The sequence below is a fragment of the Leptolyngbya sp. FACHB-1624 genome, assembly GCF_047649235.1.
GTDB classification, from domain to species: domain Bacteria; phylum Cyanobacteriota; class Cyanobacteriia; order Leptolyngbyales; family Leptolyngbyaceae; genus Leptolyngbya; species Leptolyngbya boryana.
In genome coordinates this window covers 6,182,429-6,201,891 of sequence record NZ_CP180258.1, presented here as the reverse complement: position 1 = coordinate 6,201,891, position 19,463 = coordinate 6,182,429, and the positions used below count along the sequence as shown (strand labels likewise).

17 protein-coding genes and 1 pseudogene are annotated in these 19,463 nt (G+C 46.2%); 11 read left to right on the top strand and 7 right to left on the bottom strand.

Translation table 11 applies throughout. From position 1 onward, the window contains the following. Positions 1 to 34 precede the first annotated feature (34 nt). Both petA and petC read right to left on the bottom strand, forming a co-directional pair. Positions 35 to 985, bottom strand: a complete 951-nt coding sequence (gene petA / locus ACMUEV_RS29450) for a cytochrome f (protein ID WP_190650232.1) — start codon at positions 983 to 985, stop codon at positions 35 to 37. A gap of 40 nt (positions 986 to 1,025) precedes the next feature. Beyond that, on the bottom strand, positions 1,026 to 1,562 hold the full coding sequence (petC, locus tag ACMUEV_RS29445) for a cytochrome b6-f complex iron-sulfur subunit (RefSeq protein ID WP_017285669.1): 537 nt from the start codon (positions 1,560 to 1,562) through the stop codon (positions 1,026 to 1,028). Positions 1,563 to 1,778: 216 nt separating this feature from the next. Between petC and ACMUEV_RS29440 the strand changes: the two genes are divergently transcribed. The 5 genes and pseudogenes from ACMUEV_RS29440 to ACMUEV_RS29420 all read left to right on the top strand — a co-directional run. Further along, positions 1,779 to 2,168: a DUF3067 family protein gene (locus tag ACMUEV_RS29440; RefSeq protein WP_317135177.1), complete on the top strand. Its 390-nt coding sequence runs from the start codon at positions 1,779 to 1,781 to the stop codon at positions 2,166 to 2,168. 209 nt (positions 2,169 to 2,377) lie between these two features. Further along, the gene (locus ACMUEV_RS29435; protein ID WP_017285671.1) at positions 2,378 to 3,613 is read left to right on the top strand and encodes a BMP family lipoprotein; all 1,236 of its coding nucleotides are present in this window, start codon (positions 2,378 to 2,380) and stop codon (positions 3,611 to 3,613) included. A 67-nt stretch (positions 3,614 to 3,680) separates the two neighbouring features. After that, on the top strand, positions 3,681 to 5,171 hold the full coding sequence (locus tag ACMUEV_RS29430) for an ABC transporter ATP-binding protein (RefSeq protein ID WP_190650234.1): 1,491 nt from the start codon (positions 3,681 to 3,683) through the stop codon (positions 5,169 to 5,171). Further along, on the top strand, positions 5,164 to 6,186 hold the full coding sequence (locus tag ACMUEV_RS29425) for an ABC transporter permease (protein ID WP_190650236.1): 1,023 nt from the start codon (positions 5,164 to 5,166) through the stop codon (positions 6,184 to 6,186). Before ACMUEV_RS29430 ends, ACMUEV_RS29425 begins: the two co-directional genes overlap by 8 nt. A 189-nt stretch (positions 6,187 to 6,375) precedes the next feature. Next, positions 6,376 to 6,501 (top strand): annotated as a pseudogene (locus ACMUEV_RS29420) (IS701 family transposase); the annotation flags it as partial. Positions 6,502 to 6,706: 205 nt separating this feature from the next. Here the strand turns inward: ACMUEV_RS29420 and ACMUEV_RS29415 are convergent. From ACMUEV_RS29415 to ACMUEV_RS29405, 3 genes are all read right to left on the bottom strand, one after another. Next, complete coding sequence (locus ACMUEV_RS29415; protein ID WP_190650238.1) at positions 6,707 to 7,471, bottom strand: MinD/ParA family protein; 765 nt, start codon at positions 7,469 to 7,471, stop codon at positions 6,707 to 6,709. An 88-nt stretch (positions 7,472 to 7,559) separates the two neighbouring features. Continuing rightward, entirely contained in the window at positions 7,560 to 9,917 is a 2,358-nt protein-coding gene (locus ACMUEV_RS29410) for a cyclic nucleotide-binding domain-containing protein (protein WP_190650240.1), read from the bottom strand. Between the two features lie 38 nt (positions 9,918 to 9,955). Then, entirely contained in the window at positions 9,956 to 12,172 is a 2,217-nt protein-coding gene (locus tag ACMUEV_RS29405; protein WP_190650242.1) for a SulP family inorganic anion transporter, read from the bottom strand. Positions 12,173 to 12,420: 248 nt separating this feature from the next. On the opposite strand from ACMUEV_RS29405, the gene ACMUEV_RS29400 reads away from it, so the two are divergent. Further along, positions 12,421 to 13,728, top strand: coding sequence for a glutaminase (locus ACMUEV_RS29400; RefSeq protein ID WP_190650244.1), 1,308 nt, complete (start codon positions 12,421 to 12,423; stop codon positions 13,726 to 13,728). A gap of 42 nt (positions 13,729 to 13,770) precedes the next feature. Here ACMUEV_RS29400 and ACMUEV_RS29395 read toward each other — a convergent pair whose 3' ends face one another. After that, positions 13,771 to 14,229, bottom strand: coding sequence for an ATP-binding protein (locus ACMUEV_RS29395; protein ID WP_190650246.1), 459 nt, complete (start codon positions 14,227 to 14,229; stop codon positions 13,771 to 13,773). A 14-nt stretch (positions 14,230 to 14,243) separates the two neighbouring features. Further along, positions 14,244 to 14,597 (bottom strand): STAS domain-containing protein, encoded by a 354-nt coding sequence (locus tag ACMUEV_RS29390; RefSeq protein WP_190650248.1) that lies wholly within the window; start codon positions 14,595 to 14,597, stop codon positions 14,244 to 14,246. Positions 14,598 to 14,682: 85 nt separating this feature from the next. Between ACMUEV_RS29390 and ACMUEV_RS29385 the strand changes: the two genes are divergently transcribed. The 5 genes from ACMUEV_RS29385 to glsA all read left to right on the top strand — a co-directional run bounded on the left by ACMUEV_RS29385 (position 14,683) and on the right by glsA (position 19,396). After that, positions 14,683 to 15,891, top strand: coding sequence for a SpoIIE family protein phosphatase (locus ACMUEV_RS29385; RefSeq protein ID WP_190650250.1), 1,209 nt, complete (start codon positions 14,683 to 14,685; stop codon positions 15,889 to 15,891). 241 nt (positions 15,892 to 16,132) lie between these two features. Next, positions 16,133 to 16,465 carry an STAS domain-containing protein gene (locus ACMUEV_RS29380; RefSeq protein WP_190650252.1) on the top strand — a complete coding sequence of 111 codons (333 nt, stop codon included), beginning with the start codon at positions 16,133 to 16,135 and terminating at the stop codon, positions 16,463 to 16,465. Between the two features lie 49 nt (positions 16,466 to 16,514). Beyond that, complete coding sequence (locus tag ACMUEV_RS29375) at positions 16,515 to 16,952, top strand: CHASE2 domain-containing protein (protein WP_190650254.1); 438 nt, start codon at positions 16,515 to 16,517, stop codon at positions 16,950 to 16,952. A 424-nt stretch (positions 16,953 to 17,376) separates the two neighbouring features. After that, complete coding sequence (locus ACMUEV_RS29370) at positions 17,377 to 18,132, top strand: MinD/ParA family protein (protein WP_190650256.1); 756 nt, start codon at positions 17,377 to 17,379, stop codon at positions 18,130 to 18,132. A gap of 220 nt (positions 18,133 to 18,352) precedes the next feature. Then, a complete protein-coding gene (glsA, locus tag ACMUEV_RS29365; RefSeq protein WP_415354715.1) occupies positions 18,353 to 19,396 on the top strand; it encodes a glutaminase A in 1,044 nt (347 codons plus the stop codon). Positions 19,397 to 19,463: the final 67 nt, after the last annotated feature.

Genomic DNA, 19,463 nt, shown 5'->3' with positions numbered 1-19,463 from the left:
CGCTCGCTCCATTCAATTCGGTTGAATTCTAGAATTAGAAATTCATTTCAGCGGCTTGAACGCGCTCGACCTGTTTCTTCTTCAGAACCAACATGATTTGAGTCAAGGAAACGATCGCAAAGAAAGCTAACAGACCTTTAATCCGGTCTGGGTTCTGTAACACGATTTCCTTATCGACTTGACCAAATCCACCCACGTTCGGGTTGCTGGTCAACGCATCACCTGCTTTCACCGTGTCACCTTGAGCCACAAGCAATTCGGGTCCTGCCGGAATCTCATCGGTCACAGTTGCGCCATTTTCGCCCGTAATGGTAACGGTATAGCCGCCCTCTTCGGTTTTCGCGATCGCAGAAATCTGACCTGCCGCAGAAGCGTTATAGACCGCGTTATTGCTCTTTTGTCCAGTCGGATAAACCTGTCCACGACCGCGGTTTCCGCCGACATGCACCGGATACTTACCAAAACGCAAAGACTTATCAGTCTTCGGATCAGGTGAAAGAATCGGAAACTCGATTTCTTGATACTGCTCACCCGGAACAGGACCAACGACTAACCAGTTCGGATGAGCATCACTGTAAGGCTGGATGTAGAGTTCCGCAGCCTTTTCTTTCTGCTCGTCAGTCATCCGATCTTCTGGAGCAAGCTTGAATCCGTCTGGCAACATCAAGACTGCACCGACATTCAACGGACCTTTCGAGCCATCGCCTTGCACTTGCTGCACGCTGGTGTCGTAAGGGATTTTCACCACTGCTTCAAACACGGTATCCGGCAAAACGGACTGAGGAACTTCTACTTCGGTCGGCTTTGCACCTAAATGGCAGTTTGCACAGACAATCCGACCCGTAGCCTCACGGGGATTTTCGTATTGGCTTTGAGCAAAAATCGGGTATGCAGAAGCTGCTTGAGGCAAAGCAAAGCTGCCTGCGAGTAACGTTGCGATCGCCGCGATCGTCACGATCGCTTTTCTTAGAAAACTACTTCTCATCTCTGTTCACTATGTTGTGCAATGGTTCAAAGTCAGCGGCTTAAGCCCACCAAGGATCGTCGCCTGTACGGAAATCGGTTTCAGTCCAAGGCGTAAAGGAGATCTTGTCGTTCTCAACGCTGGCATGAACCAATGCCAAAGACAGAGGAGCGGGGCCACGAACGACCTTGCCAGTGCTGTCATACTGCGAACCGTGGCACGGACACATAAATTTGTTTTCATTTGCGTTCCAAGGCACGACACAACCGAGGTGAGTACACACCGCGTTAATGCCATAGCTCTCAATGCCATCATTTGTGACCACAACGTAAGTCGGATCACCTTTCAAGCCTTGAGCGAGAGAACGATCGCCGGCGGGATGGGATTTTGTATATTCGCTGACAAGAATATCGTTGCCAAGCGCGTCTTTTGCCGTGACACCTCCCGAAGCGCCACCAGCCGACGGCGGAATAAAGTATTTCACGACTGGATATAAAGCACCGAGCGCGACCAACGCTTCAGAGCCAAACATCAAGGCGTTCATAAATTGGCGACGACCCATGCTTGGGACATCAGAAGATTCGGATAATTGAGCCATGACTTCTTCTCTAGGGATTGCGGAAATGAGATGGATGACAAAAGATTTCGCGCAGAACTGATTTGAAAGCTCTGTGTTTAAATCAATTTACATGGAGAGGGCTACACAATGACGAGCGAATGACGATCTAGGGCACTTCAAGTTTGTCCAATCGGATGTCCAGAAATCCCTTAGAGTCGGCTGTCTGTAGCTTTTCTAAGATTTATTATACATTTCTTGACATTCAGATTATCGATACGAGACTGTGGAATTGATTTACGAAATGTTACAAATTTTGCGATCGCCATGATGACAGGACGAGATCTTCAACAAATTCTGCTCCAGAAGTGGGGGCGTTCCTACGATATTCAGGTGCGCCGTACCCAAGGGAAGTTCTTTGTTCAGATTATGTGGAAATATCTGGAGCAATTATCGTTTCCGCTGTCTGAGGCGGAATATTTGGAGCATTTGGATCAGGTGGCTACCTATTTGGCAGGCTGGGGCGCGATCGAACAGGTGCAGTCTTATATTGCAAAAACTCGGGAACGTCCAAGGCAGGGCAAGGCAGTCAGTATTCCGATCGATTTGGGCGATCGCGCTTCAGAATGGCTATTAGAAGATTTCTGAGCGGAGAAGTCCTGCTGAGATTTTCTGTTGATTCCCCTTCGAGATGTCAGCACGCAATCGAGGAATTAAAAAAATCAGAATTTTCTACGAATTCTAACAATTCTTGATAGTTTGATGTGGCTTGCAATACATTTTGCTGCGTTCTGGATTCGTGATAATTCGATCTTGAATTCGCTCCCACACCTCACCTACTTGGCGTTCTGCAAAATATGACAAAGATATCGAAGGTATCGAAATTTCTCGGTCAGATCGGACTGACCGTTGTTCTTGGCTCGATCGTGGGAGCCTGCGGAGGTGGGAGCACTCCTAACTCTGCTTCCTCACCTGCTGCTGGCAGTGGAGATTACGTCGTTGGCATGGTTTTAGTGGGTCCAAAAAACGATGCAGGCTGGAACCAGGTACACTTTGAGGGCATTCAAAGTGCAATTCAAAAAGTCGCGGGTACAAAATTAGAGTACGTAGACAAGGTGAACCCTGGCGATCGTCCCAACGTTAAAGGTTCTCAAGTCGCAGATGACTTGATTGCCAAAGGCGCAAAATTCATTATCTTTAACTCGGATGACTTTAAAGATGATGCCTTGGAGACTGCCAAGAAACATACCAATGTGACTGTGATTCATGCCTCTGGGGATTATGCTTGGAAAGACGGCAAGAATTTCAAAAACCAAGCCAATCTCGGCAATATCATGGGACGGATGGAGTACGGGAAGATGATTGCCGGATGTACTGCCGCCTTGGGAACTGAAACGGGAAAAATTGGGTATTTAGGTCCCTTGATCAATGATGAAACTCGGCGATATAGTTCTGCTGCTTTTCTCGGCGCAAAATACTGCTGGGAGACCTATCGAAAGCGTCCGGCATCAGAGTTGACGTTCAAAGTGACTTGGATTGGATTCTGGTTCAATATTCCAGGTAAAACGCTTGATCCGACCAAGGTTGCAGACGACTACTACAATGGGGGCTTTGATGTTGTGATGAGTGGCATTGATACGCCAGAAGCAGCAGTACAAGGAAAAAAAGCAGCAGAAGCTGGGAAGAAAGTAAAATACGTTCACTATGACTTACCAACGGGCTGTTCGCTAGCTCCTAGCATTTGTTTGGGTGTGCCGTTTTACAATTGGTCAATTCCTTATGCAGATGCTTTGCAGAAAGCAAAAGATGGCAAGTACACGAGCGAATTTGTCTGGTCTGGTCCTGACTGGCAAAACCTCACCAATCCCACTGCTGGAATGATCGGGTTTAATCCAGGTCAGGCGTTAGGTGAGAATCAAAAATTCCTGGATGAGTTTGTCAAAGGAATGAGCAGTGGCAGCATTAATCTCTACAAAGGACCGATCAAGTTCCAAGACGGAACAGACTTTGTCAAAGCCGGAGAGACTGCAACAGAACAACAAATTTGGTATATGCCGCAGTTGTTGGCTGGAATGGATGGACCCAGTAAATAGCTAAATTCTTCAGAACTCCGAGTTTTTTAGAAACTTGGAGTTCTCGCGTTACAGAGTGGGTTGAACTATGCAAATCGAACTCCAACAGATTACAAAGCGCTTTGGGCAAGTCCTGGCAAATGATCAGGTTTCGATGACTGTTCAAGCAGGAAGTATTCATGGCTTGCTCGGAGAGAATGGTGCGGGAAAAAGCACGATCGTCAAAGTTCTCAGTGGTTTCATCTCGCGCGATTCCGGCTCAGTCCTTTTCGATGGTGAAGCAGCTAACATTAAAACGCCTGCTGATGCGATTCGCTCTGGCGTTGGGATGCTGCATCAAGATCCGCTCGACTTTCCACCCCTTTCGGTGCTGGATAACTTTGTGGTCGGTCGAGGCGAAGTGCTGGCGAAAGGATTATTCTCGGGTTTGAAGTTCGTGAATCTCGATCGTGCTCGGCAAGAATTTCTTCGTCTGAGCGAAACTTTTAATTTCTCACTCAATCCGGATGTTCGTGTTGCTGATCTAACCGTTGGAGAACGCCAACAGTTGGAAATCATTCGATTGTTGTCTCTCGGTGTGAAGACCCTAATTCTCGATGAACCGACGACCGGAATTTCTGCGTCTCAAAAGACGGCATTGTTTGAAGCAGCACGACGATTAGCGGCTGAAGGAAAATCTGTGATCTTCGTGTCGCACAAGCTTGAGGATGTAGAGGAATTATGCGATCGCGTTACTGTAATGCGGGCAGGGCAGGTCGTCGGTCATGTGGAAATTCCTTGTCCAGATTCAGTGCTGATTGATCTGATCTTTGGGAAAGAACTTGCTTTACCCATCAAGCCGAGGACTCAGCAATCTGAACCAATGTTGGAACTCGACAGCATTGTGGTCAAAGACGATCGCTTAACTTTGAAAGTCGATACTTTGACCGCCTATAAAGGTGAAGTGATCGGGCTTGCAGGACTCGAAGGCAGCGGACAGCAATTACTACTCTTACTCTGTGCTGGATTAATGCGAGCTTCAGCAGGCAGGATCGAGATTGATGCGCTTGATATGACTCAAAAACCGTATCCAGCGTATCTCAAACATGGAATTGGCTATTCGCCTGCGGATCGGCTGAAAGATGGCTTAATTCGAGGCTTGTCGATCCATGAGCATGTGATTTTACGTCAGCCGAATCAGTCGCCATTCATTGATTGGAAAGCAACGCATCAGACAGCACTCGAAGCGATCGCAATGTTCAACATTCGAGGCAAGCCCCATTCTCATGTTGAACGACTGTCTGGCGGAAATCAACAACGGACACAGCTTGCATTGTTACCTGTTCCATTAAATTTATTGTTAATGGAGCATCCGACTCGCGGATTAGATATTGAATCAACCTTGTGGGTTTGGCAGCAGCTAATTGCTCGATGTCAAACTGGCACCACGATTTTATTTATGTCTTCAGATTTGGATGAAATCATGCAGTATAGCGATCGCGTTTTAGTCTTCAGTGGTGGAGAAGTTTCAGAGCCGATTGCAGCATCAGAACTCACAGTCGAAAAGCTTGGACAGATGATTGGGGGACGCTTTGAGTAAAACACTTTACTATCAAGCTGGTGCGATCGTGCTTGCTTTGATCTTTGTTGCAATCATTATCGTGTTAGCAGGGGCTTCCCCGATCGCGGTCATTTCTGAAATTGCATCCGGGGCATTTGGTACGCCTGGACAGTTCGCCCGTGTAATTTCTACACTTTGTCCATTGCTCATCGCTTCTTGTGGATTACTATTCACTTTCACAACTGGCTTATACAACTTAGGCATTGAAGGACAGATTGCTTTCGGTGGGATTGCTGCAACCTTGATACTGCGATTAGGGCAAGATTCTTTGCCTCCTCCTCTGACACTTTTTCTTGCGATTGTGGCTGGCGGAATGGGTGGAATGTTGTGGGGATTACTCGCAGGCGTTCTCAATATCTATGGACGCATCAATGAAATTTTTGCAGGCTTAGGCTTGAACTTTCTTGCCGATGGGATTGCTTTGTATTTGGTGTTTGGACCTTGGAAACGTCCGGGTGTTGCATCGATGAGCGGCACAGAACAATTTCCAGAATCGCTGTGGTTGCCGACGTTTGGTAATACAGATGCAAGCCCAATTTCGGTTTTGATTGCGCTGATTGCGATCGCATTAACGATCGTCGTTCTCAGCGGTACACATTTCGGTTTAAAGCTTCGAGCCGTTGGGCAAAATCTCAGAGCAGCTTATGTTCTCGGCATTCCATCGATTCGACAATTACTCAGTTCATTTGCAATCTGTGGTGCGTTTGCAGGCGTTGCGGGAGCGTTGCAAGTTGTGGCTGTCTTTCATCGCTTGATTCCCAACATTTCAAGCGGATTGGGATATTTAGCGTTATTAGTCGCAATGTTGGCGGGAATGAATGCTTGGTTACTTTTGCCGATCGCGTTCTTTTTCAGTGCGCTGAACATTGGCAGCTTGCAGTTGCCGCTCGATTTGAATTTAGAATCGTCTCTTGCGGGAGTGATTCAAGGAACTCTAGTACTGTTTGTGATTTTAGGAAAAGGCTTTAGTGAGTGGAAGCGGGGGAATGTTTAGCGATCAAAATAAACATTGATTTGCGATCGGATGTGTGTCAATCGTTGTGTTGCAACAAGCCCTAATGTAGCTTGCTAGGGCTATAGTAAATCAGCTCCCTCTGGGTTAACTCCCTGCACAATTGCAGCTAAGCGATCACTCGGATGAATTCCAACCTCTTTGCCGCAACTCTTAGCTTAAGCACATCAACGATGGACGATTAAGCAAGCTTATCAGCAACTGAAGGAAGAACTGGGACTGGATCACTTTGAAGGGCAGTCTTGGAGAGGCTTGAATCACCATTTGGTGCTGTGCTTCATGGCATATTGCTTTTTGCTGCTTTGGCGACGCACAAAAAGGAAGTCGATGTACACTTCCATCGGTTCGGCGAGTCATTCTCAATGCCCTGAGCCTTGTTGTCTGCCCTCGTTGTCAACGTCACCACAGTGATTTATCTTGGAATACTACTTAACGGAGTAGTGCTAGTTAAGAACAGCTGTATTTTCCCATAATATACACAGGTCTAGAACACCACCCTGTTTCAAGCTGAATGATTGAATTGATTCGCAATCTGCCGAAATTCGTGTGAAACGGGATGATCAGGATACTGCAAGCAGAAAATTCCCTGGCTACCCAAGCGCATTATTTCAGTTGCAATCGGTAATAATCCTGCCACGGATCGTTGATAGGCATTCTCAGCTTTCTGCTTGAGCAGTTCTGGATCAAACTCCGGTAGGATCTTGTTGATGACTAATAAGATTTGAGGCACATCTAAGTTATCTGCTACTTCTAAAACAACCGCAGTGCCCAAATAGTCCTGTTGGTCAGGGCGCAAGATGAGTACTAAGGTGTTTGAGATCCCAATAGATAGCAGCGTTTCTTCATTGATGCCAGGATGGGTATCTACAAAGAGATAATCGAGCTGCAACTGTTCTGCAATGTCATAGAAGCCAGTTTGTAGCAGCTCGATATCATAGCCTTGGCTCAACACTCTTGCAATGTCCTCACTCTTCATACTGGACGGTAATAAATACACTGTACCAGCTTTTACTTTTCCTTCAAACACATCACTCACATCATAAGCCGCATCTTTAATTGCACAGCGTCCCCAGAGATAGTCATTCAGTGTGCACTTGATCGCAGCTTCTCCCAAACCAAAGAGAATGTTAATTCCTGGAGATTGAATATCTGTGTCAACAATACCGACCCGTTTACCTTGAAGCGCCATGCTAGCAGCTAAATTGGCAGTGATATTAGATTTGCCAGTTCCACCTCGATAGGAATGAATCGATACGATTTTAGTCATTGTTGTTGTCCTTTTGATGATGAATCAGTATAGTTGGAGCTTTGATTTGGACGGTAAACAGAGACAATTTGTGCGAGTCGGAATGATTCTAACCTGCACTTGAGGTAGGGTCTTGCCGATTTGTAAATTCCACAACACGATTTGCAATGCGGGTGAGGATCATCTCGCTAAATGCGATCGCAGCAGAGGGGTGTTCCTGTTGCATCTGTTGGAGAGCATGCCGAGTCAAGCGATAGACCTGGCTGTTTTGAGTTGCGATCGCAGTCGTTTGATAGACGGTTTGCGTATAGAAGTCAACTTCTCCAACCAGTTCTCCCGCACTACAGATCTGCACAGGGCTGCACTGTCCGCCATACAGTTTTACGGATAGCCTGACCTGTCCTATCTCAATAAAGTACAGTGCATCGATCTCATCTCCCTGCTGAAACAAAAGCTCATCTTTAAAGAGATCGAGTTTTTCTAAGTAGGTCATAAAGATTTTCACCTGTTCTGCATCTTGAAACAGGGTCTTGAGTTGTAAGGCTAAAGGCAAAAAGCGTTGCCGACGGCTCTTATTCAGTTGTTTTTTCTGAATGGCGATCGGGGTTAGGAGATGACGACGACGTAACATGGAGCCATCTCCTTCAAATAGGTGTACAAACTCGCTTAAGGTATAGGGGTTGTACCAGGATTGCAGATAGACTTGCTTAGGGAGCATCAAGAGTTTAGTGTCTCGTTCTGCAATCACCCGGGCATTGCGGACAGAGCCTTTAATTGCTGCCGTATCCCCAATTGACATCCAGGGCTGAGCTAGGGCAGCCGCATAGCCACCATCAGGAAAAACTTTTAAGCCTTGACTCATTGGGATGTAGACAAAACTTGCGGGTGAACCATTTTCCATCAACACCTCTCCCGCTCTAATCGTAATAATTTTGACTTCTTGAAAAGCTTGGTCTAAATCCAAATGATCTATTTTTTGCCCAGACTTAGCAATTTCAACTAAGATCTGGTGCTGGTCTTCTAGACTCCAGACGGGGGTAATTCCAGCCAAATAACGCTCAACTTCAGCAAGATCAGCTTTTTGTAGCGAGGCAACAGGTCGGCAACGGGAAGCGATCGCGGGATTCATGCGTCCTAATTCCCGACATACTGCCTCAGAAAAATTGGGATTGTCATCGACCCCTTCCACGAGAATTTGCATCTCGCTGGCTGGTTTTTTCACCGATTGGGCAGCGTCTGTCTCAGGGGAACGGCTAAAACTGCCAATCACATCGGCTTGAATATCATTGATCACCAAGGCTGCACTGTATGCTGCCCAGTGAACAGCTTCGGGACTGGAAAAAGAACCACGATCGAAAGACACTCGTAAATTTCTATCCTGGTCTAATTCACAGCCTGTCATATTGGCTTCTCCACTGCTGATGGCATCTTTACCCTCTAGTAAAAAGAGTTTAGAACCATCGGAAGATTGCAAGGCATACACGCCATTCGCGGTGTGCTGGTTTACTAGCACTTCATAGCCAGCAGAGGTTCTAAAAGTATGTCCTCGCTGTCGCAGTGCATCTGCACATCTTAATGCCCGGATTGTGTCGATGACATCTCCAACGAATTCGTTCAGTGGAGCACTGGGATTGATCAGCCATTGAAACGAATCTTGGGCAAAGTTGTGATAGTAGCGCTGAAGATTGGGATTCGTAGTCTGAGTAGGATTCTGCTGGAGAAACTGTATGAGATCTTTTCTTGCCTGGTCTAGATGTTGCGTTAGAATTTCGACAATTTCTGTATCCAGATTCTGATCATTGGCTTGAGCCAGTTTTGTCTCTGCTTTTGCAATCTGCTGTCGGTAGTAGAGATAGTGCAAATTGGTACTCAAACATTCTTGCATCGTCGCTCTCAAAATTTGGGGATCGTTGAGCGTCGCGATCGAGATTTTGCTCTTGCTATGCCCGATGGACAACGCGAGCATTTCTCTCAGCACCAGTTGGGGATTTTGCTGCAACACCTCCCCTCGCGCAAGATTCATCAATCGCCAAGCAATATTGCCAGAATTTTCCTGCCACAGTTGATCGATCAGGGGATCAAACTCCTCGGTGTAGACGAGTTGTGCTGCAAATTCTGGATGCATGGCTCGCCCAAAGGCAGAAAAATCTCGCATCCCAATGTCATGCAGGTAAGCCAACATCACGCCGTACCCGAGCAAGAATGCTAACTGATTCTCGGTTCGCTCAGGAATCAGAACACCGTTAATGTGACAGAGAACCTGCTGAATCTTTTGCGAGATGTCTTTGCCATGTACAATCCCGTGATCCGAAAACAACGCAACATGCTTTAACGGGTTCTCAAGAAATCGAGCGTCGTTAATAATCGCTTCTAATTTGGATTGTTCGGTCACCCTGCCATAGAAGTTTTCTTCTATGTAAGTTGTAAATGCTTCTGGTAAATTCACCATCTTGGGAGGAATCATCATCGTTGCTCAAAAATTACCGATTACTAATCCAGCGATCGTTAGCGGGTTGTGAGATGGGTGATTTCTTTTTGAACCGAAGCCAATCGATTGGCCAACGATCGCATCATAAAATTACTCAACGTCGCAGCTAACTGAGGATGGGCTTGCTGCATGGTCTGTAAGGCAGAAGTCCGCAAACCGTAAAGCTTGGAGGATTTTTCCGCGATCGCAGAGAGCGCATAGGGAGCTTGGGTATAAAACTCGACTTCGCCTAGAATCGTTCCTGCTCCTAGAGTTTGCACTCGTTGAGTTTTTCCAGTTTCGAGTTCCACAAAGGTACTGATCTCTCCCGATTCCACAAAGTAAAAGGCATCCGGTGTATCGCCTTGGCAAAATACAGGCTGACTCTTCTCAACTTGAAGGGTTTCTAAATATCCCATCAAAGTTGAGATCTGTTCGTTGTCCTCGGTCAGAATGGTTTTGAGCAACAGCGATAGGGGTAAAAATCGGGAACGACGGTATTTACTCGCGCTTAAAACTTGGTTTTCGCACCATTCTAAACCGCGATCGAGATCGGGAAATTCAAAACAGATGGGATCTTCTGGCGCGAGTAGGCGACTCTGATGCAGCGATTTAGCGAGGATTGGAGACAGATCGGTAAACACAATCTGGAATTGCTGTGTGTGAGCCAACTGTTTTAATTTGACAAAACTGACGATCGCTGAAGAATCTAATCCCGTCACCCACTGAAAATCAAGAATTACAAAATGTAGGGTTGCTGTATCCGTTGCCTTGAGGCGCTGGCGAATTTGGTTGAGAAGACGATTTGCAGTTCCAAAGAAAATATAACCTTGCAAGGTCATGACATAGGTTTGATCGCCCTTTTCTTGCAACAATCGTTCTTGGTTGATCGGACGTTTGCGATGGCTGCTGAAGCTCGAACCCGATAGCGTATGACGTGCCACATTAATTTGGCTGTAATTCCAAGCAAACAGGATGATCATTATCACCAACCCCACAGCAACCCCGATCAAAAATCCAAAGAGTACGACCGTTGCCATGATCAAAAGCACGATCGCGTAATCGATCTTGGGGAGCTTAAACCAGCCATCATAGAGTTGAAGCACCAGGAGATCTAGCCCTAAATACACCAGTAAACCGCCTAAAACAGGCTTGGGAAAGAACGTGAAAAATGACACGCCAGCTAGCAAAACTCCCAAGTAAACCAGTGCAGTCACGAGTCCCGTGAGCCGACTTCTCGCCCCCACCTTGCCCGATAAAGCGGCTAAAACCGCAGGACTTCCAACCATACCCCCGAACAGTCCTGAGAGCAAGCAACCGAGTCCCGTGGCTTGTAGCTCTTGATTCAGATCAATATCGCACTCGACCATTAACTCTAAAGCGCTGCAAACGAGTAGGAGCGAGAGCGCTGTGATCAGCATGAGCACTGCCATGTTACTGAATTGAGGCAGAATCAGAGACCAGTTAGCTTGCAGTAATGCCGTGAGGTTGAAGGGATTGCGCCCCCCTCCTTCTGGGAATGGACCTAGCAACCATCCTCCTTGTAACGCCTGAGCCGGAGATAGGTGAGCTAGTGCTAGCACTAAGTAGAACAGCGCGATCGCGCCCAAGATCAGACCCGGCAATACGAGGTAATGGACAGGGCGACGGCTGACCAGTAAGAGCAGAATACCAAACGCTACAGCAGGAACCCATTGCAGCAAAGTCTCTGGCTGCAAAAGTTGAGGAAAATTCACGAAGCTGTACTTACCATTCGTGACGACTCGAAATGCCGCTTCGGTAATCAAATATCCTAGCCCTGCAAGAAATCCGCCCACCACGGGATAGGGCAAAAAGCGAATGATCTCCCCTAACCGAAATCGTCCTAACGCAAACAGAAATGCCCCTGTCAATACCGATGATCCTGCGATCGCTGCCACGATCGTGATCAGGATGTCCTGATCGGTAGCATTCGCAGGCATGGTTTTCGCGATCGTGGTTGCCATTGCTCCTAAAATCGTTGCTTCTTCGGCAAGGAGAAACGCCACCATTCCCACGAAGGAACTCCGCAGCGCCAACACAACTCCAATCACCGCAGCACTCATAAGGGCAAGACTAATGCCCGTCGCCAGAAACCGATCTAGCTCTCCAGAGAAGACCAGAGCCGCCATCGGAATGATCCCTGTTAAAATCACTGTAATTCCCATCACCAATCCTGCGGTCAGGATGGGAATCCATGACTGCTCCTGTAATTCCTGTTTCAGCGAAGACAGCATGGTTGAACCTCCCCAAGCTTGACTGCTCAAGTAACGATGATCTGGTACAGTCTTGAAAATCTCTGATTCCGATAATAATCATTGCATCAAGGTTGTAAAGGTAGATCGCCTAAGCTTGTTAAGAATGATAAAAAACTAACCGGCTTTCTGAGATTCCAGCCCGAGCCAGCGATACCGTTTCTAAGTCGATCTAAGATCTGGAGTAGTCCTGATCTACCGACTTATCGAATTATCTATTTCACGATTCAATGACAGACGACCATCTTGCCTTACTGACAAATTCCATTCAAGCAGCAACTTCCCCGCTGAGAAACTACCTGGTCGATTTGCATCAGCAATATCGATCCTTAAAAGAGGGGAAACGAGTTGTTCAGATGGGTCACACTCAAACCAAATCCGACGGGTTTGGTATTTGTGTTATTTCAGTGGATGGTCAGGTTTTTGAAGTAGGAGATGTGGCGCAACAGTTTCCCATTCAAGAGCTTTCTAGAGCGCTAATTTATGGATTGGCATTGGAAGATTGGGGACGCGACTATGTCAATCAACGGGTGGGTGTCAAACCTGTGGGCGAAGTGGCAAACGCGATTTTATTGGATGCTCCCAATCGTTGCCCTCACAATCCCATCATCACTACGGGTGCGATCGTAACCACGAATCTGATTCGAGGCGGGAGTGTGACGGAACGACTGCGGCGGATTTTGAAACTATTTCAGCGCTACACGGGGCGAGAATTGACTGTCGATGCCTTAGTTTTCTCAGCGGTGAAAGCCCAGGGACACCGAGAACGCGCGATCGCGAACTTTTTGCTCAAGTTTGATCTGATCGGGGGATCAGTGGAAGAGACCCTAGATCTCTATTTCCAACATAGTACGCTGCTAGTGAGTAGCCATGATATTGCCATGATTGGGGCAACCCTTGCCAATGGAGGCATAAATCCTGTGACCGGAGAACAGGCGATCCCAGCAGAGTATGTCCAGGATGTGACCAGTGTGATCATGACCTGTGGTATGTACGAGCGATCGGGCGAATGGATGCGCCAGGTTGGGATGCCAGCCCAGACTTGTACAAGCGGCGCACTCCTGGCAGTGGTTCCCCAAAAGCTAGGATTAGGGGTTTTCTCGCCCTACTTGGATCAATGGGGCAATTCCGTTCGGGCGGTGCGAGTCTGCGAAGCAATCTCCAAGGAGCATCACTTACATTTGTTTGATATTTATGAACGAAATCAACAAATGATGAAATATATTGAGCAGGTTAACAGAATTACAGATGCTGCTACTGCCTTAGAGAAAGGCCGATATGATGAGACAAATCTATCTGAAGTGACTCAGCGCATCGATGAACTCGGTCAACTGGCGCGAATGTTTCAACGCATGGCAGATCAAGTGCAAGCCCGAGAGCAACAGCTCAAACAGCAAATTAAGACCCTTCAAATTGAGATCAACAAGGCGGAAAAAGATCAAAAAGTGGCTGAAATTGTAGAGTCCGAATCTTTCCAAAACTTGAAACAAAAACTGGACCGGATGAAAAAGCGTCGGGATCAACACGATTCTTCTTGAGTTGGAGCGATCGAAACAGTGTGTCGATCGACGACTGAGTCACTAGCCTTCATCCGAATCACAAATTTTCATCGTCAGCACATTATGATTGCCATCTCTAGAATAACGGCACTCATCGACATAGCTGCGAATGAGATGAATGCCCAAACCACCCTCAGTAGCTTCCTCTAAACTTTTGGGTAACTGCACGTCTGGGCGCTGAAGCGGATCAAATGGTCGTCCATTATCTCTAAGTTCAAGGGTGACTGTTTGATTGAGAGCATGGAGCGCTACCTGAATCTCGCCAGTTTCGTGTGCTTCGTAGGCGTACTGCATCACGTTCGTCACTGCCTCCATGAGCACCAGTTCTATCCGAAAAGCTCCCCTAGGAGAGATCTGAAGTTGTTGAAATAGTGGGTTGAGCCACGCGCTGAGAATGTCCAAATCGTCTAACCGATTGCTTAGAACAAGGTGATGACACATCGGTTCGACATCTTGAGCGCTTGTAGAAGGCAAATTCATCAACAGGCTCCCCATTATTCAACGAGAGCAGTTTGCAGGTCTGCACAGGCAGTATCAAAATCATCGTACATTGGAATTAGTGATTCAAATCCAGCAGTCACAAGGGCTTCTCTGACGAGCGGCGTTGGGTTCAATAAAACAAGTTTGCTACTTCGCTTTGCCAGTGATCTCGTATTAGAAATGAGCATCTGCATCCCGATCGAGGCGATAAATTCTACTTCTGACATATCGATCAAGGTCGGCGTTTTGCTAGAGCCGACTGCAAACGAGAAAGCATCATCGATTTCGTTGGTTCCTTTTAGATCTAACCGTCCAATCAGCTTGACTTGCTTAATCTTGTTGTCTAGATGAGTAACCTCAAATTGCATATTGTTGCATCTCCAGCATATTCAAGATCTTGCTGTGTATTCTAAACATCATTTAGAGTCTTGATAGTTTTGTCAAATTGTTGTTATGAAAATTGAGACCAAGATTTTCATTTTGCTCTCAGCCACTGCCCTGATAGCATTCATCATTGGTGCATATAATCCATTCACAACCGTTTGGAGTACAACAGGTTTAGCGATACTAACGATTGCGATCGCTCATTTATTCTCACGTACCATCACAAAACCGTTACAAGGTTTGATCCAATGGACGAATGAGCTTTCTCAGCAAAATTATGAAAAATCATCTCATTCAGACTGCTCTCCGGCTCTGGCAACGCTGACGCTAGAACGACAGGACGAAATCGGGGAACTTGCCCGTGCTTTGCAAAAACGGGAGGCTGAACTGGAACAATCGATCGAGGATTTAAGAAAAGCTATTGCTATCAAAGAACGTATGGAGAGCGAGTTGCAGATCGGTCGAGAGATTCAGATGGATATGCTAATTCTTGGCGCTTCCGCATTTTCTAAACATAAAGATTTAGGCATCTACGCAACGTTAAAGCCTGCTCGTGAAGTGGGCGGAGATTTCTACGACTTTTATTTTAGGCGGGAGAATCTATCCTACTTATTTGAAGAAAATCGCTTTTGCTTTTGTATCGGAGATGCGTCTGGTAAAGGGGTTCCTGCCGCCTTATTTATGGCAGTAATCAAAACCTTACTAAAATCGCAAGCTTATATTGATTTGTCGCCTGCAAAAATTCTTACCCATGTGAATGATGTGATCAGTGCTGAGAATCCTTCCTGCATGTTTGTCACTCTCTTCTTTGGCGTTTTGAATCTAGCAGATGGCGAATTGGTTTACACGAATGCAGGACACAATCCACCCTACATTCGCCGCCAAAACGGTTTAGTCGAGCCACTGAATCAACGTCATGGAACCGCGCTCGGAGTCCTCGAGGGTTTGGTCTACAAAGAAGACAAGACAACCTTAGAAAATGGCGATATTTTGATTACCTACACAGATGGGGTGACGGAAGCGATGGATCAAGACCAAACCCTTTTTTCGGATCAGCGATTTCTAGACCTGCTGAAATCGAATCAGTATAGTTCCGCCGAAGAAGTGATTCAACTGACCCTAGCCGCGATCGAAGCCTTTCAAGGAGAAGTTGAGCAATCAGATGACCTGACCATGCTTGCGCTTCAGTTTCTCAGAGAACCAGTTTCTAAGGAAGCAGCAGCAGAGTTGGCGATTAATAATGAAGCTTTATCTTCTTTACGAGAGCAGTGGCGATAGAGCTACCAAACGCTATTTCAAAGTCTGTGGCGTACTATACAAAATGCGACTCAAGCCGTTGTGTATACCGTTGTGTAATTAATGTTGTGTATACAAATATGAAAGTTTTCCAGTCATTTTCCGCTCTGAGAAGTCTTGGTTCGATAATTTAGCTGATGTTTTATCAAAGGAGATTGTTCAACGATCGAGGTTTGCACTATAGGAAATTTGCACTATAGGGATTTGGTATCAGGAGACTTCAATGGAAATTAGCACCCGCTTGGCTTACGGCGTATTAGTAGTTGATATGAAAGGACGGCTGGATTCTCGAACATCCGGCTATAGTTATGATGAATTAGTGCGGATTGCAAAAGGCGACAATAAGCAGGTGCTCGTTAACCTTGCAGAACTTGAATTTTTGACCAGTGCGGGATTACGGTCATTGCTTGTTGCAGCAAAACTCCTGCAAGGCTCCGGCGGAATCCTCAAGCTATGCGATGCTAATGAGTCAGTCAAACAAGTGCTAGAAACCGCTGGGTTTGCTAGTTTGCTCCATCTTTACCCAACAGAAGCAGAGGCAATCAAAAGTTTCTAAAATTCTCAGCGATCGCTGAGAATTTGATTCTGAACAAGTAGTTTAGGCAATGTTTTCGCTCGACTTCCGATTCCGACTCACTCCGGTTTTGGTAGCGATTGCTTGCTATCAAATTGTTGCCATGCTTCTTAGATTTGCATCTACCGCAGAGAAGCTGCACAGTTCCAGTAAGGATGATCTCCAGAAAATTCTGGGGGCGATGGTTCATGCTCAATCGATTAGCTCAATCTTGGACATGGTTCTCGATCATGAACCCTTGATTCGGTTCTGGTCATTTCCGATCGGAGTGATTTGGATTTTGGCTTGGTCATTGGTGGGCATCACTCTCGCGTTGTATCTTCGCCATCCGCTCTGGTTTAGTGACGATCGCGTTGACAACAGTAGTCCCTATAGCTCCAACCAGCAACCCCCTGCAAAATCTAGATTAGAACCAAGAGAGATCTCAGGAAGTGGCTTCAATCCTGGACTAATAAAGTCAAAACTCTAAACAGACTGCTGAGGAGTAGGCGTTCGATTTCATTCAAGAACTCAAGGCAGGAAAGCAAGCGCTTGAAAGAATATGCAACATCTAACCTCCACAAAATTTATGGCCTCCACAAAATTTATGGCTTGATCAGAAATGGACCTTAGCTGACCTATTTGTCTTAGGAGAAGAAACTGACGCAGATCTCGATGATTTCAATGACTTACAGTAAGAGAGCCAGCGCTTGAAAGATCGCTAAGAAAATTAACGTGCATCAGGATAAACAGTGGGGACAAAGTGTATTCCAGACGACAGAATATCCTTGCTTTAAAGAAATAAATTTCAAGGGGTTCCCTTGCTAAGAAATCATTGAAAAACTTCAATGAATCCTCGTTGGATTAAGTATTGAAGTGGGAACGTGAGCAGATGCATCCAAAGGAGAATGCGCATGGTCAAGGTTATTTCTGTTCATTCATTTCGGGGAGGCACAGGAAAATCGAATCTCACGGCCAATCTTGCAGTCCTTGCGGCATCTCAGGGAAATCGAGTTGCGATCGTGGACACCGATATTCAATCGCCTGGGATTCACGTTCTGTTTGGCATGGATGAGCAGGCAATTCAGCGATCGTTGAATGATTATCTTTGGGAGCGATGCACCATTGCCGAAGCTTCCTACGATGTCACCCCTCCTGAAATCGCTCAATCCAATGGTTCGGTTTACTTAATTCCATCAAGCATCAAAGCAGGTGAAATCGCTCGCATCTTAAACGAAGGATACAGCGTTACCCTGCTGAACGATGGATTACGCACTCTGTGTAAAGAACTTCAGTTAAGTTACCTCTTTATTGACACACACCCTGGTTTAAATAAAGAAACCTTACTCTCCGTAGCAATTTCTGACGTATTAGTGATCATTCTCCGCCCCGATCGCCAAGACTTTCAGGGCACCGCTGTTACGCTTCAGGTTGCCCGTAAACTCGATGCGCCAAAAACCGTCCTCGTGATTAATAAAGTCTTACCGTCCTATAATCCCGAAGATGTGAAGGAACAAATTTCAACTACATTTCAGGTTCCCGTTGCAGGTGTCTTTCCAGTTTGTGAGGAAATGATTCAATTAGCAAGTAGCGGTATTTTCTGTCTGGAATATCCTCATCATCCTTATACAGATCAGCTCAGACAAGCCACAGCACAAATTATTACCTAGCTTACTTCAGCATTCACTCTCCATCGCTTACATAATTCGTAGATAGATTAAACAATTCATCCCTGGCTGACAACCCTCATCATTCTTCTTTTCATGCAGTACAAGTTAATGCTCTCGTTTTTCCTAGTATTTCACTTTGATTGGATTACGTGTTGACACAATTAGTTCATTGGCTTCTGGCAACACACAACTTACATCTCACGAGAAAGGTGGTTTAGCAGTGACCGAAGATAACGATAAACAGAAGGCTTTTGATGAGCTTGACTCATTGATTCAGCCCTTTAAAGCAGTTGCTTCGCCCCTTCAGGGGTTCTTGAATGACCTGCATACAAAGTATAAGTCTGTCACAGAGGGCGAGGCTGCTAACTATATTCCAGAGCTTGCCAAAGTGGATCCAGAATTGTTTGGCATCTGTGTTGTAACGGTTGATGGGCAAATTTTCGAGGTCGGTGATACTCATAAGTCTTTTACCATTCAATCTGCTTCAAAACCCTTCGTGCATGGGCTTACCCTAGAAGACTGTGGGCGGGAGTTTGTATTAGGTCGAGTAGGTGTTGAACCTACAGGCGATTCGTTCAATGCGATTATTTTAGATGAACAGTCTGGACGACCTTATAATCCCATGGTGAATGCCGGTGCGATCGCGACTGCGGGTTTAGTCAAAGGCGAGAATCCAACGGATAAACTCAACCGTGTCCTAGAGATGTTTCGTCGCTATATCGGGCATGAGGTTCAGGTTGATATGTCTGTCTACACCTCAGAGCGAACGACCGGACATCGCAACCGAGCGATTGCTCACCTGATGCTTAACTTTGGCATGGTAGAAGCTAACCTTGAAGACATGCTGGATTTGTACTTCAAGCAGTGCTCTGTTCTGGTCACTTGCCGCGATTTAGCGATCATGGGTGCGACACTAGCAAACAATGGTGTGAACCCTATCACCGGTGAACGTGCTGTAGACTCTGAATATATTAAAGATGTGCTCAGTGTGATGTATACCTGCGGGATGTACGATTATTCAGGAGAGTGGGCATATCGAGTAGGGCTTCCTGCAAAGAGCGGTGTAGGAGGTGGTATTGTCGCAGTTGTCCCGAAACTTTTGGGAATTGCAGTGTTCTCACCTCGCCTAGATGCGCGCGGGAATAGTATTCGGGGAGTCAAAGTCTGTGAAGAAATGTCGAAACACTTCGGGCTTCACTCTTTTGATCTCCACGATGATTACTCTAAGTTTCTCAACGCACTCACCCGAACCAAAACACTGTAATACTATATGCTACAGTTGTAGATCCAGGATTGAGAACGTTTGCGGTAGTAATAAACCTCCGGCAGAG

What these genes read in the sequence shown, in the direction of transcription:
- petA (WP_190650232.1), bottom strand. Translation starts at nt 985, where the DNA reads ATGAGAAGTAGTTTTCTAAGAAAAGCGATCGTGACGATCGCGGCGATC.
- petC (WP_017285669.1), bottom strand. Translation starts at nt 1,562, where the DNA reads ATGGCTCAATTATCCGAATCTTCTGATGTCCCAAGCATGGGTCGTCGC.
- ACMUEV_RS29435 (WP_017285671.1), top strand. Translation starts at nt 2,378, where the DNA reads ATGACAAAGATATCGAAGGTATCGAAATTTCTCGGTCAGATCGGACTG.
- ACMUEV_RS29430 (WP_190650234.1), top strand. Translation starts at nt 3,681, where the DNA reads ATGCAAATCGAACTCCAACAGATTACAAAGCGCTTTGGGCAAGTCCTG.
- ACMUEV_RS29415 (WP_190650238.1), bottom strand. Translation starts at nt 7,471, where the DNA reads ATGACTAAAATCGTATCGATTCATTCCTATCGAGGTGGAACTGGCAAA.
- ACMUEV_RS29410 (WP_190650240.1), bottom strand. Translation starts at nt 9,917, where the DNA reads ATGATGATTCCTCCCAAGATGGTGAATTTACCAGAAGCATTTACAACT.
- ACMUEV_RS29405 (WP_190650242.1), bottom strand. Translation starts at nt 12,172, where the DNA reads ATGCTGTCTTCGCTGAAACAGGAATTACAGGAGCAGTCATGGATTCCC.
- ACMUEV_RS29400 (WP_190650244.1), top strand. Translation starts at nt 12,421, where the DNA reads ATGACAGACGACCATCTTGCCTTACTGACAAATTCCATTCAAGCAGCA.
- ACMUEV_RS29395 (WP_190650246.1), bottom strand. Translation starts at nt 14,229, where the DNA reads ATGAATTTGCCTTCTACAAGCGCTCAAGATGTCGAACCGATGTGTCAT.
- ACMUEV_RS29390 (WP_190650248.1), bottom strand. Translation starts at nt 14,597, where the DNA reads ATGCAATTTGAGGTTACTCATCTAGACAACAAGATTAAGCAAGTCAAG.
- ACMUEV_RS29385 (WP_190650250.1), top strand. Translation starts at nt 14,683, where the DNA reads ATGAAAATTGAGACCAAGATTTTCATTTTGCTCTCAGCCACTGCCCTG.
- ACMUEV_RS29380 (WP_190650252.1), top strand. Translation starts at nt 16,133, where the DNA reads ATGGAAATTAGCACCCGCTTGGCTTACGGCGTATTAGTAGTTGATATG.
- ACMUEV_RS29375 (WP_190650254.1), top strand. Translation starts at nt 16,515, where the DNA reads ATGTTTTCGCTCGACTTCCGATTCCGACTCACTCCGGTTTTGGTAGCG.
- ACMUEV_RS29370 (WP_190650256.1), top strand. Translation starts at nt 17,377, where the DNA reads ATGGTCAAGGTTATTTCTGTTCATTCATTTCGGGGAGGCACAGGAAAA.